Origin of the sequence: Flavobacterium azizsancarii (assembly GCF_027980145.1) — a bacterium.
Classification (GTDB): Bacteria; Bacteroidota; Bacteroidia; order Flavobacteriales; family Flavobacteriaceae; genus Flavobacterium; species Flavobacterium azizsancarii.
In genome coordinates this window covers 1-13,485 of the sequence record NZ_JAMZNK010000076.1, presented here as the reverse complement: position 1 = coordinate 13,485, position 13,485 = coordinate 1, and the positions used below count along the sequence as shown (strand labels likewise).

Genomic DNA, 13,485 nt, shown 5'->3' with positions numbered 1-13,485 from the left:
TGAGGCTTAAAAACTGGCTGCATAATCATTGATTTTAGTACTTAAATATAAGAAAAATCAATGTGTAAAACAAAAAAAAACTGCCCGAAATTACTTTTCGGACAGCCTCTTGTGTTTTTAGTGAAATTGATCCTCTTCAATTTCAAATTCGGCATCTTTTTCCCAAATTTCCATTTCGCAGGGCTTGCAGTTGAATTTTAGTTTGTATTCAAGCTCGCCTTGTTTTAAGACCAATGGTTCTTTTACTTTAACACCCATTATATCTTTTTGGTGTATTGGGCATTTTTTTAATTCGTATTTGATGCAATATTTGGTTGTCATCACGCGTGATTTTCCTGGGTCCCATTGCAGTTCAAAAGCTTTTTCGATTTCGGTTACACCATGACGTTCGTAGAATTTACGGGCCGTTTTGTTCGAAACGTTGTACATAAAATCTAGTTTTGTTTCTGGATAAGGATGAGAAGTTTTTACCAATTGGTGTTCTTCGCGTTTGTAATTTGCCAAACGTATTTCTGTCAATTGATCGTAAACTGTTCTTCGCATTTCGTTGATTTTTGAAATAGGGAGGAACCAGTTTTGAGTAAATATTACATTGATTTCATCAGCAGTATAAGGTGTAAAACCTGTTTTTGCCAATTGTGTTTTGATGTTTTCTTCTATCGATTCACCGGTTTTAGTCTGTTCTTTTGAATGTTCTAAAGTAACAGTACTTACATTTCCATCTTCGTCGGTTGCGATAAGTTCGAAACCTTTTTCGTTTTCGGTAAGTAATAATGTAGTACTTAATTTTCGAACAGCACTATCTTCTCTTTCTACAATTTTAATAAAAGCGGCATCGTTATTACGGTAGATAAAAGTTCCGTCTTTTACTTCTTTTAAAACGTTTGGATATATTTTACCGTTTTCGGCTTTGTTTACGTAGATTCCGTCTGCTTCGTTATTTTCGTTAATGAAACAAAGTCCGTCGCCATTGTTTAGTAATTCGCCATTTTCGATTTCGTAAGCGTTTCCAATAGTTCGGATCAATTTACCAATATATTGTCCCTTTGATTTTGGGCTTTCCCAGGAACCAATACTATTGTGTCTGTCGTTTACAAAATAATCAGTATAACCGCGGTTGAAAGTTCTGTTTAGAGAAGAATCAAAAGTATAAGTACATTTTCCGGAAGAAGCTTTGGTGTATTTTTCGCTTCCTTCTGCTTCTAAGAAGCTATCTAATTTTTGACGTAAATAAGAAACGTTATTTTTTACATAAACAACATCTTTAAGTCGTCCTTCGATTTTAAAAGAGACAATTCCGGCTTCAATAAGATTTGGGATTTGGTCTGAAATATCTAAATCCTTAATCGAAAGCAAGTGACTGTTTTTGATTAAAGTTTCTCCGTTTCCGTCGATTAGGTTATATGGTAAACGACAGTTTTGAGCACAAGAACCACGATTCGCGCTTCGTTCTCCGTTAGCAACACTCATATAACAGTTTCCACTAAAAGATACGCATAAAGCTCCGGTTACGAAAAATTCTAGTTCAACATCAGCTTCGTCGTAAATCGTTTTAATTTGATGCAGGTTCAATTCACGCGCTAAAACTACACGTTTGATTCCGGCATCTTTAAGGAATTTAATTTTATCAGCATCACGATTATTGGCTTGTGTGCTGGCGTGAAGTACGATAGGAGGAAGCTCCATTTCCATGATTGCCATATCCTGAATGATAAGGGCATCAACACCAATATCGTATAATTCATAGATCATCTGGCGACAGGTTTCAAGTTCGTTGTCGTACAAAATGGTATTCATAACCACAAAAACCTGCGCATTAAATAAATGTGCATATTTTACTAATGCGGCTACATCTTCGATTGAATTGTTAGCATTAGAACGCGCACCAAATTGCGGTGCACCAATATAAACAGCATCGGCACCACTATTTATGGCAGCCATTCCTCCAATTAAATCTTTTGCTGGAGCTAATATTTCTATCTTTTTCTTCATCCAGTTGATGATAAATTATTTATTTCTAAAACTTTATACTTTTGAGTTTTCGCCCAAAAAAGTTTGCAAAGTTCTTATAAATAATTCGAGTTTACTAATGCTAAAGTGACTTTTTTTTAAATAGTTAGTTAATATAGAATGATGATATTTAAATTTTGAATTTACTTATTTGGTTCGTAGATAAGTTGCACAACTCCTGATTTGAAAACATTGGTTTTAAGTAGTTTTAATTCTATTCGTTCTTGTAAGTCCTCAAACAATGGTTTGCCATTTCCTAACGCAATAGGATGAACTGATATTCTGTAGGTATCAATAAGCTTCAATTGAATAAATGTCTTAATAAGGCTCGCTCCGCCATACAACCATATATCTTTTCCTGATTGTTGTTTGATCTCATTAACTTTATTTGAGATTTCAGAATTTATAAAAGTGGCATTATCATCTTTTCTGTTTTGATTCGAAAAAACAAATTTCTCTTTAGCATGTACTGTTTTCCAAAGTGATTTTTCATCTTGATTTGCATTTTCATCCGGTTGATAATTCCCCCACATATCATAACTTACTCTGCCATAAAAGATAGTGTCTACGCTTGATAAAAATCCATCAAAATCCATATCGTCGTCCATTATGCACCAATCAGTTTCTCCGTTAGGGCCTTCAATAAAACCATCTAGTGTTACAGCTAAATCTAAAATTACTTTTTTCATTTAATATTGTTTTTGTTTTTATTAGGTATAAAAATATAATATTTCATATCTAATAAAAGCAAAAAACTACTTAGTTTATTAACCAAGTAGTTTTTTTATTCTCAAAATACCTTATAAGTATTATGACAATTTTTTCGCTTTAATTTTTGCCAAAGTATTCTCGATACTGTTTAATTGTTTTGAAACAATAGCAATTTGACTTCCATCAAGATGGTTGTCTTCAAGAGCCATTTTGTATTTTTCGATTGCGGCTTCTTCTCCGGAAATACAGGCATTGATGATAGCTTCTGTATCGCCACTTGTAAAAGAGGATTTGATATCGATCCAGGCACGGTGTATTGCTCCCAATGGACCTCCGCCTGCTGTATCTGTTGATTTTCCCAGTTGATTGATTTGGTCTTGTATTTCTACAATAAAAAGAGCACGCTCACGGGCATAATCTAAAAAGTCTGTTTTGATCGCCGGGCTGCTTACGTGTTCAGCGGCATTTGTATATCCTAATTTTCCGTCTTCCAGAATCGAAATTAATCCGTTTAATGTACTAACTGCTTTTTCTGTGGTTTCATCTGTATGTATCATGATCTAATTTTTTAATTAATTTATAATACAAAGATGGGGACTAATAGATGGTTGTACCTTACAGGATTATACTTGTGTTTTACAATATTGTAGAATGGGAATTTTGAAAATGTTTTTTTTAGCTACGAATTTCACGAATTTCCACAAATTATTGTATTGTCTAATTTTCTCACTTTTTGGATGATTTTGAAAATGAAAATTTCTTGTTATCGATCCGCGGCGGCGGAAATCCCAAAATAATCGCATAAAAAAACAGCTCAAAATATAAAGTGATGAAACTTTAAATCTTAAGCCGTTTTAGTAAAATTATTTATGTTTTTTATACAGCCAAAGCTTCTTTGATTCTGCGTAAAGCTTCTTTTAGGATATCGTCACTTGTTGCGTAAGAGAAACGAATACAATTTGGGTTTCCAAAAGCATCTCCGGTTACGGTTGCAACGTTTGCTTCGCCTAAAAGATACATTGACAAGTCGTTTGCATCTTTAATTTCGGTTCCTTTTAATGTTTTTCCGAAGAAAGAAGAAACGTCGGGGAAAACATAAAATGCTCCTTCGGGAACGTTGATTTTTACACCTGGAATTTCTTTTAGCAATCCAACTACTAAATCTCTACGAGAGTGGAAAGCCTGAACCATGTGGTTCAATACGCTTGGATCAGCTTCTACAGCAGTAATTGTAGCACGTTGCGCTACTGAATTTGCTCCTGAAGTTACTTGTCCCTGAATTTTTGTACACGCTTTTGCGATAAATTCCGGTGCTCCAATATATCCAATTCTGTATCCTGTCATAGCAAATGCTTTTGCAACTCCGTTTACAGTAATTGTTTTTTCTAACATTCCCGGTATTGAACCAATGCTGCAAAAAGTTCCTGAGAAATTGATGTGCTCGTAGATTTCATCAGCAACTACGTATATATTTGGGTGTTTTTCTAAAACTTTTGCAAGAGCTGTTAACTCTTCTCTGCTATAAACTGATCCAGATGGGTTGCAAGGAGAACTGAACCACATCATTTTTGTTTTTGGTGTGATGGCAGCTTCTAATTGTGCAGGAGTAATTTTAAAATCAGTATCTACAGATGTTGGAACTTCAACAGGAATTCCTCCTGAAAGTTTAACGATTTCGAAATAAGAAACCCAGTATGGTGCAGGCAAAATAACCTCATCACCATCGTTTAACATTACTTGTGCAATGTTGTATAAAGATTGTTTTGCTCCTGTAGAAACTACAATTTGAGAAGGTTTGTATTCTAAATTATTATCTCTTTTGAATTTTTTGCAAATTGCTTCTCTCAATTCTAAATAACCTTCAACCGGAGAATAGGTGCTGTAATTTTCATCGACTGCTTTTTTTACAGCTTCTTTTATAAAATCGGGTGTATTAAAGTCAGGCTCACCTAAACTTAAACTGATTATGTCTTTTCCTTGTGCTTTCAATTCACGTGCTAAAGCAGCCATTGCCAAGGTTTGTGATGTTGCTAAGTTGTTAATTCTGTCTGAAAGAATGTGATTCATTATAAAAAATTTGAATGTCCCTAATTTCAACTTCAATTAAGGAAGGTTAATTATTAATAGATTTTTTTAATTTTATGCAAGTTCCGGTTTCATTCCCAGATCTTTCAAGTGCTTATAATGTGCGATAACGGCACCTCTCATAGTCCGGAATTCATGATAAGGCAAGTTGCATTCGATTGCAGTTTGTTTTACAATCTCAGCAATTTTTCCGTAATGGATATGACTGATATTTGGAAAAATATGGTGTTCGATCTGGTGATTTAATCCTCCTGTAAACCAGTTTACAACTTTGTTTTTTGGAGCAAAATTCGCTGTCGTGTATAATTGGTGAATCGCCCAGGTGTTTTCCATTTCTCCATCTTCGTTAGGAACCGGGTTTGAAGTTTCTTCTACTACGTGTGCCAATTGAAAAACAACGCTCAGGATTAATCCCGCTGTGTAGTGCATTACGAAAAATCCAATAACAACTCTCCACCATTCTACGCCTAAAATCATTGGCAAAGCCATCCAGATTAAAACGTAGATTATTTTTGTGATGACTAAAACAGTCCAAAGTTTAGTTGGGCTTTGAGGTGCTCCGTAAGATAATTTTCTTTTCAGGTAGTTTTTCATTTGCTTGAAATCGGTTGTTAAAGCCCAATTAAAAGTCAATAGTCCGTATAAAAAGAAAGAATAATAATGTTGAAATTTATGAAAACGATGCCATTCAGCATTTTGCGTAAAGCGAATGATTCTTCCGGCATCAAGATCTTCATCATGACCGTGAATATTAGTATAAGTATGGTGGAGTACATTGTGTTGTACTTGCCAGTTGTGTACGTTTCCGGCTAAAACATAAATGCTTCCGCCCATAATTTTATTAATCCATGATTTAGAAGAATAAGATCCGTGATTTCCGTCGTGCATCACGTTCATTCCAATTCCGGCCATTCCAACTCCCATAAGTATGTTGAGTAGCAATTGTGCCCAAAATGGCATCTCAAGAGTTAGTATTAAAAAGTAAGGCGTTAGGAAAACGGCAAAAAGAATAACGGCTTTTAAGTGCAGCTTCCAGTTTCCGGTTTTCTGAATGTTATTCTCTTTGAAGTAATTGTTTACTCGAGAGTTAAGAGTTCTGAAGAACTTCAGATTATCTTGCTTAGCAAATGTAGGCGCGGTGTTATTCATAATTAATTTAGATAGTTTTCAAAGGTAATTATTATAAATTTTCAATTTGCAAAATTGAGTTAAATATTTCAATCGTAAAGTAGTACTTTTGTTAAAAAATTAAAGCAATGGATGAGATATTGAAATATTTTCCTGATTTGACTGACATTCAAATCGAACAATTTCAAAAATTAGACTTTTTATACCACGATTGGAATGAAAAAATCAATGTTATTTCCCGTAAAGACATTGATGCATTATATACAAAACATGTTTTACATTCGTTAGGAATTGCAAAAATCATGAAGTTCGAACCCGGAACAACTGTTCTTGATGTTGGAACCGGAGGAGGATTTCCCGGGATTCCGTTAGCAATTCTTTTTCCTGAAACACGTTTTTATCTGATTGACGTTATTGCAAAAAAAATAAAAGTGGTTCAGGGTGTCGTTGATGCATTAGAATTAAAGAACGTAAAAGCGGAACAATTGCGTGCCGAAAATGTAAAAGGCGATTTTGATTTTATCGTGAGTCGCGCCGTTACAAACATGCCGGATTTTGTATCCTGGATTAAAAGTAAAATCAAAAAACAGCATAAACACACATTAAAAAACGGAATTCTATACCTAAAAGGTGGTGATTTGACCGAGGAACTAAAGGATTTTCCAAAAGCAACTTTATATGATTTGTCTACCATTTTTGATGACGAATTTTTCGAAACTAAAAAAGTAGTGCATTTGCCTTTGAAGTTTACAGTTTAATAAATCTCATACTACTAAACGACCCGATAGTAATCACTTTTGTGAATTATTGTCGGGTTTTTACTTTTTTTCTTCATTTTTTAGTACTGTTATTTAATGTTGGTTTTAATTGTTATTGTTTTCAATTTTAGAACAGTATAAATTTAGGGTGACTTATTTTCTATAAGTATTACGATAAGCCTTAAAAATGATAAAATAAGATATTTTTTAAGTATTCATATTAGTGACAATCAGTTTTTTTCTTCTTAATTCTACCGCTTGTATTCTATCTAAGGCGAATCAATTATCATAACACAATGATAATTTTGTGGTTAGATGTATTTCTTTATCTTTGAAAATACTAATTAAAAGTAATAATGGATAGAAGGAAGTTCTTTAAAAATGGCTCTTTATTTACAATTGGAGCTGCAGTTATGAATCCGTTTCAGAGTTCTGCAAATATTTTAGATTTAGAATCAGTAAATAAAAATAAAAAGGCCAAAAATATTATTCTGTTAGTTAGTGACGGAATGAGTACCGGAACGCTAAATATGGCTGATTTGTTCCTGAACAGAAAAACAGGAAAAGGCTCAAATTGGATACAGTTATATAAAGACAACAGGGTTTCGAGAGCCTTAATGGATACCGCTTCTGCGAATTCTATTGTTACAGATTCTTCGGCTGCGAGTTCTTCATGGGGCGGAGGTTTTCGTGTCAATAATGGCGTGCTGAATGTGAGTCCGCAAGGAGAGCCACATTTGCCTATTTGGCAAAAATTCAAGAAGGCCGGTAAAATGGCAGGTTGTGTAACGACCGTTCCAATTACGCATGCAACTCCTGCTGGTTTTTGTGTAAGCAGTAAAAGCAGAAATGCTCAGGATGATATTGCTGAACAATATTTGGATCTTGGTTTTGATGTTATGATGGGAGGAGGTTCAAATTATTTTAATCCGGAAGTAAGAAAAGATAAAAAGGATATGTTTGCCGCTTTTAAAGCAAAAGGATATCAGGTCGTAAAAACGCGTTCTGATATGGATGCAGCTTCAAATTCTCAACCTATTTTAGGTGTGTTTGCAGAAGATGGTGTTCCTTATTATGTAGATAGAAATAATGATGAAAACCTGAAAAAAACTATTCCAAGTCTGGCAGAAATGGCCCAGAAGGCTATTGACAGAATGAAAAATCATAAAAATGGTTTTGTTTTGCAAATTGAAAGTGGAAAAGTTGATTGGGCTGCACACGGAAATGATATTGCAGGCTTGATTAATGATCAGATTGAATTTGATGAAGCGGTAAAAATTGCAATTGATTTTGCCGAAAAAGACAAAGAAACATTAGTAATTATAACCACAGATCATGGAAATGCCAATCCGGGAATTATTTATGGCAAAAATGCGAATGATAATTTTGACAGTATCCAAAAATATACGCAGACTAATGAATGGATTCTGAATCAGATAAAACCTGAATCTTCAGTTTCGCAAGTAAAAGAAATTATTGAAAAGGCAAATGGACATTCGGTTTCAGATGAAGATGCAAAAATGGTACTGAGTTATTATGATGGTTTGCACAAAGAAGATGGATTGTACAATTATAAAAAATTACCATACAAAGCTTTTGCTGAAATGCAGGGAAAAATAAATTCTGTTGGCTGGATTAGTATGGACCATTCTGCAGATTATGTTGAACTGGCAATGTTTGGTCCCGGAAGTGAATTATTAAAACCTTTCGTAAAAAACACTGACTTGCATTATCTAATGCTGCAGGCGGCAGAAGTAGAGAATAAATTTTAATTTATGAGATGAAATAATAAACCCCACAAACTTCAAAAATAGTTGAAGTTTGTGGGGTTATTTTTTTTTTAAAGTTATTTGGTTATAACGCCTTTCTGGATAAGCCTAAAAAAGGATTAGTCTTATAATCTATATTTTCAACAAAATCTTCAAGAGCATTTTCTGATGCTTCTTTAGTATATTCGAATTCAGGATTAAAGAAAAAATCGCGACATATTACAGGTTCGTTTGATGAATCATATATTGCTTCATCAGTTACATCAATATTATCTTTCGTATACTGAGATGGATATTCTTGTTGTAGCGCTGTTATTTTTCTACTGAACCACTTGTCAAAAGTACTTTTTTTAGGAGTGATATTACGTGCTAATAACACCAAGCCAATTAATTCGCCTTGTAGTAAATAAGATCCTTTTCTATACATAACATCAATCATTCTTACATTCATAAGCGCTATCCATAAACGTCCGCTTACATGTCCTGACGCAGATATATCGAAACCGGCATCAAAAAGCAACGGTTTTGTGTTTTCTCTATTATCTACTGAAAACCAAAGTGCTTCGATACGTTTTTGTATATCACTATTCATTTTTGTATATCCTGTGTAACGCCAATAAACCCATTCAAGCAAGGCAGCTGTAAGACCTACTGACGCTTTGTGATTAATTTGAAGTAACGCATTCTCAAGATCTTCATTTTCTTCAGATGGATCTAAAAATTGATCAATCTTTTTTTTATTCCACTTATAATTAATCGGATGTCCAATACTTTTTGATTGTACGATTATTGGAGGTGTGTTTTGTAAATTTTTCATGTTCTTTTCTTTTGGGTAATAGCTCCAGTTTTTTTTTAAATGACAGGTTTTTAGCCTTGTATTAAATATTCTTTTATATAATAAATCAGAATGCAAATGTAAGAGGACATGAGATTTTAGAATGGTACAATAAGTTTTTAAAGTAACAGAATAGGATTTTTTAATATGTATAGCGTTGATAATCAATATAGTAAGAAAAGTATTGCAAAACTATAAATACATGAAAATGAGATGTCATAACAAACAAGTTGTGTTCTTATTGTATGAGATGTAAATATCTGTTTGTGAGTGTTTTGTTTCGAATTATGATTAAAAACAATAGAAAAAAATCCGCGCCTGAAATATTCAAAAATTAAGATTTAGTGAATAAGCTTTTCATTCGTCCCCTATTATTTTGCGCTCATCTACTTTTATTTGCTTAATCTGCATTAGAGGAATATCTTTACTAATGCATTAACAAATTTTAATTTGAAATCAGTAATAAAAATAACAACATATTGGAAAATTCAACTGATAGGATGGATTATCACTTCTTTATATTGGGGGTTTTCGGCTTTTATATCTGGAAACTTTATCTGGAAAATTGGCATTTTCGATTTAATACTCGATGTTTCGATTGGTATTACACTAACAAATCTTTACAGGAATTTTGCCTTAAAAAAGGGATGGACTAAATTAAATCTAAAAATATTAGCTCCAAAAATTGTCCTTAGTATCTTGGTTCTTTCCTTCTTGTATATGCTTTTGATTGTGTCTAAACTTTATCTGGTACGTTTGTTTATTTTAGAAAACAGTCCAATTTCATTTATTTCATTTTTCAAATTAACACAATTGCAGGTTTTTATTACGGGTACCAGATTAATGTCAGTTTGGGTATTGGCGTATCATCTTTATCATTATTCAAGACTTGAATTAGAAACGGTGAAGGAAAATGCCCAATTGTCGATTAAAATAAAAGAGGCACAACTTAATAACCTGAGCGCACAGCTTAATCCGCATTTCTTTTTTAATTCATTAAATAATATAAAATTTCTGGTTTTAGAAAATCCATCTTCGGCCAGAAGGGCAATTGATCTTTTGTCTGATTTATTACGAAATTCTTTAGACACTAATATTGGGAAACTAATATCCTTAAATGACGAAATTAATCTTGTCAGGGATTATCTGGAATTAGAAAAAATGCGGTTTGAAGAGCGGCTGCAGATAAAAATTGAAATTAATGCAGATACATCCCAGCATTTAATTTTGCCTTTTAGTATCCAGACGTTGGTCGAAAATGCAATAAAACACGGAATCGAGAAAAGAAAAAGTGGTGGCTTTATTATGGTGAAAGTTGAGATGGAAAACAGTTTTATAAAAATAAGTGTTCAAAACTCAGGAAGGTTAATTGACCAGATTCAAAATTCTGGTATTGGATTAAAAAATCTGAACGAAAGATTGTTATTGCAATATAACGGAAATGCTTCTTTTGATATTAAAGAGATGAGAGACGAAACTGTTTTGGCAACTATTTTAATTCCATCAAAATGAAAAAGATAAAAGTTGTAATAGTTGATGATGAGCGTTTATCGCGGGAAGAATTAAAAAGAGCTTTAAAACCATACGATGATTTTATCCTGATTGGTGAGGCAGAAAATGCCGATGATGCTAAGGATTTAATTGAATCAGAAATGCCGGATTTACTTTTTCTGGATATTAAGATGCCTGAAAAGTCCGGATTCGATTTGTTGGAGTCACTGAATAATGTGCCGGCAGTTTTATTCATTACAGCTTATGATCAATATGCCGTACAGGCATTTGAAGTAAATGCTTTAGATTATTTAATGAAACCAGTACGAGAGGAACGTTTTGCAAAAGCGATCGAAAAAATAAGAGATACTTTTAAGTTGAAATCTGCTTTAAATAATATTGAAACAGAAGATCGAAAAATTTTTATTAAAGACGGAGAGAAACGATTTTTTATTCGGTTAGATGAAATTTATCTAATTGAATCATTGGAAAATTACACGAGACTATTTTTTCAGAACAAAAAAGCACTTCAAAGGCGTTCGCTTCGCCAATGGGAAGAAATATTGGATGAAAATACTTTTTTCAGAATCAACAGGGCCGAAATTATAAATATGAATTTTATTCAGGAAGTAAATATTACAAGTGCGGGCAGGATGGAAGTAAAGCTAAAAACGGGAGAATTATTAGAAGTATCCAACCGTCAATCAGTGAAGTTTAAAAATAGCAATGGATTTAATAAATGAATAATTACTTAAATAGAAACGATTCAATGAAGCCAATTTTATATTTTGTATTTCTCGTTTTGATAGTATCAAACGTATTCTCACAGCAAACAAGTGCAATAAAAGCAGCAGATTTAAAAAGTGCTTATACTATTCAGGATAGTGTGATGATTAAAACACGAGATGGCGCATTGATCTCTGCAATCGTGGTGCGAAAAAAAAGAGATTCTACTCCAAAACCTGTGATACTTCAATATACTATTTATGTAAGAGATAAAGGAAGAGATCTTAAATCCCTGAAAGAAGCAGCGGATAATGGTTATGTAGGTGTTATGGCATATTCAAGAGGTAAGGGATTTAGTCCTGATGAAATATTTCCTTATGAAAATGATAGTAACGATGCTTACGATGTTATCGATTGGATCAGTAAACAAGAATGGTGTAACGGAAGTGTTGGGATGTATGGCGGCAGTTATAATGGATTTACACAATGGGCAGCTTGCAAAAAAATGCATCCGGCACTAAAAACGATTGTGCCTTATGTTGCAAACAGACCCGGAATGGGTTTGCCAATGGAAAATAACGTTTTTGTAAACCCTAATTATGAATGGTCGTTGTATGTTGGAAATAATAAGACCTTAGATACTATTGCCGGAAACGACAGGCAGCGATTTAGGAAAATGCAAAATAAATGGTGGGAAACCGGAGTTGCTTATAAAAAATTAGATAGTGTAGATGGAGTTCCTAACAGGCATTTTCAACGATGGATCAATCATCCTTCATTTGACGAATATTGGCAAAAAATGGCACCTTACGAAAAAGATTTTACCCAGATTAATATTCCTGTTTTAGCTTTTGACGGATATTATAATGATTCTCAAAATTCAAGCTTGTATTATATAAGAGAGCTTCAAAAATATAACCCGCAAACTCCAGCCTATGTAATTATTGGACCGTATGGTCATTTTGGTACACAGGTTGGTGGCGAAGTTAGTTTGTCTGATTACAAAGTTGATCCAGTTGCAATCATTAATATAAAAAAAATCACGTACCAATGGTTTGATTATATTCTAAAAAATGGTGCAAAACCTGAAGTACTCAAAGACAAGATTAATTATCAAGTAATGGGAAAAAATGAGTGGAGAAGTGCTCCGTCTCTTGATAAAATGAGCAATGGTTTCCTGAAGATGTATTTGACGGATAAAAAATCAGGAAAATTTTATGCCCTAAAGGATAAGAAACCAATTAAAAAAAAGTATCTGTATCAGGAAGTTGATTTTGCCAACAGAGAAATTCAAAATAACGATTACTACCCGGATCCTATTATCAGAAAAGAAATTGATACGACAAATGGATATGTTTTTATAAGTGAACGATTGAAAGAACCAATTTTGGTTAACGGATCATTCTTAGGCGAGATAAAAGCGAGTATCAACAAAAAAGATATGGACATAGGAATTACATTATATGAAGTAATGCCAAACGGAGAATATTTTCATTTGTCTTATTTTTTAGGACGCGCCAGTTATGCTAAAGACATTACAACAAGAAATTTATTGCAACCAAATCAAATAGAAACAATACCATTTTCGAATACACACTTGGTCAGCAAGCAATTAAGTAAAGGAAGTCGTTTGCTTGTGGTAATCAATGTCAATAAAAATCCGTTTTCAGAACTCAATTACGGAACTGGAAAAGTGGTAACTGAGGAAACGATCAAAGATGTAAAAGAACCTTTGAAAGTAAAATGGTACAATGACAGTTTTGTAAAAATTCCGATTTGGAATGAATAGAAGAATAAAAGCAAAAGCCACAAATTTCATTTGAAATTTGTGGCTTTTTATATAGACAAAGTTTCTAAAATCGACACTGTCCCAAAAAGTGTGTAAGTTGAAAAGTTAAGGCTCGATTTTATAATCTGAGCCTTTTTTCAAATATAAGGGTAAATTGATTTAAAACAATTCCCCAATTTCGAA

General features: G+C 33.3%; 11 protein-coding genes. 5 read left to right on the top strand and 6 right to left on the bottom strand.

The window, feature by feature from the left end; all coding sequences use genetic code 11:
• Window positions 1–117: 117 nt before the first annotated feature.
• The 5 genes from NJT12_RS24040 to NJT12_RS24020 all read right to left on the bottom strand — a co-directional run bounded on the left by NJT12_RS24040 (window position 118) and on the right by NJT12_RS24020 (window position 5,955).
• The gene (locus NJT12_RS24040; RefSeq protein WP_271338649.1) at window positions 118–1,992 is read right to left on the bottom strand and encodes a peptidase U32 family protein; all 1,875 of its coding nucleotides are present in this window, start codon (window positions 1,990–1,992) and stop codon (window positions 118–120) included.
• A 161-nt stretch (window positions 1,993–2,153) separates the two neighbouring features.
• On the bottom strand, window positions 2,154–2,699 hold the full coding sequence (locus NJT12_RS24035; protein WP_271338648.1) for a dihydrofolate reductase family protein: 546 nt from the start codon (window positions 2,697–2,699) through the stop codon (window positions 2,154–2,156).
• Between the two features lie 120 nt (window positions 2,700–2,819).
• The gene (locus tag NJT12_RS24030; protein WP_271338647.1) at window positions 2,820–3,278 is read right to left on the bottom strand and encodes a ferritin-like domain-containing protein; all 459 of its coding nucleotides are present in this window, start codon (window positions 3,276–3,278) and stop codon (window positions 2,820–2,822) included.
• 319 nt (window positions 3,279–3,597) lie between these two features.
• Window positions 3,598–4,788 carry a pyridoxal phosphate-dependent aminotransferase gene (locus NJT12_RS24025; protein WP_271338646.1) on the bottom strand — a complete coding sequence of 397 codons (1,191 nt, stop codon included), beginning with the start codon at window positions 4,786–4,788 and terminating at the stop codon, window positions 3,598–3,600.
• Window positions 4,789–4,860: 72 nt separating this feature from the next.
• Window positions 4,861–5,955, bottom strand: coding sequence for a fatty acid desaturase family protein (locus tag NJT12_RS24020; protein WP_271338645.1), 1,095 nt, complete (start codon window positions 5,953–5,955; stop codon window positions 4,861–4,863).
• Between the two features lie 107 nt (window positions 5,956–6,062).
• Here NJT12_RS24020 and rsmG point away from each other — a divergent pair, with 107 nt between their 5' ends.
• Window positions 6,063–6,692: a 16S rRNA (guanine(527)-N(7))-methyltransferase RsmG gene (gene rsmG / locus NJT12_RS24015; RefSeq protein ID WP_271338644.1), complete on the top strand. Its 630-nt coding sequence runs from the start codon at window positions 6,063–6,065 to the stop codon at window positions 6,690–6,692.
• 356 nt (window positions 6,693–7,048) lie between these two features.
• Window positions 7,049–8,464, top strand: a complete 1,416-nt coding sequence (locus NJT12_RS24010; RefSeq protein WP_271338643.1) for an alkaline phosphatase — start codon at window positions 7,049–7,051, stop codon at window positions 8,462–8,464.
• A gap of 82 nt (window positions 8,465–8,546) precedes the next feature.
• On the opposite strand, the gene NJT12_RS24005 is transcribed toward NJT12_RS24010, so the two are convergent.
• Window positions 8,547–9,278, bottom strand: a complete 732-nt coding sequence (locus NJT12_RS24005) for a hypothetical protein (protein WP_271338642.1) — start codon at window positions 9,276–9,278, stop codon at window positions 8,547–8,549.
• Window positions 9,279–9,746: 468 nt separating this feature from the next.
• On the opposite strand from NJT12_RS24005, the gene NJT12_RS24000 reads away from it, so the two are divergent.
• From NJT12_RS24000 to NJT12_RS23990, 3 genes are read left to right on the top strand one after another with little or no spacing between them, the layout of a single operon-like run.
• Window positions 9,747–10,808 (top strand): sensor histidine kinase, encoded by a 1,062-nt coding sequence (locus NJT12_RS24000; RefSeq protein WP_271338641.1) that lies wholly within the window; start codon window positions 9,747–9,749, stop codon window positions 10,806–10,808.
• On the top strand, window positions 10,805–11,530 hold the full coding sequence (locus NJT12_RS23995; RefSeq protein WP_271338640.1) for a LytR/AlgR family response regulator transcription factor: 726 nt from the start codon (window positions 10,805–10,807) through the stop codon (window positions 11,528–11,530). The genes NJT12_RS24000 and NJT12_RS23995 overlap by 4 nt, the downstream gene beginning before the upstream one ends.
• A gap of 26 nt (window positions 11,531–11,556) precedes the next feature.
• Window positions 11,557–13,302, top strand: a complete 1,746-nt coding sequence (locus tag NJT12_RS23990; protein WP_271338639.1) for a CocE/NonD family hydrolase — start codon at window positions 11,557–11,559, stop codon at window positions 13,300–13,302.
• The last annotated feature ends 183 nt before the right edge of the window (window positions 13,303–13,485 follow it).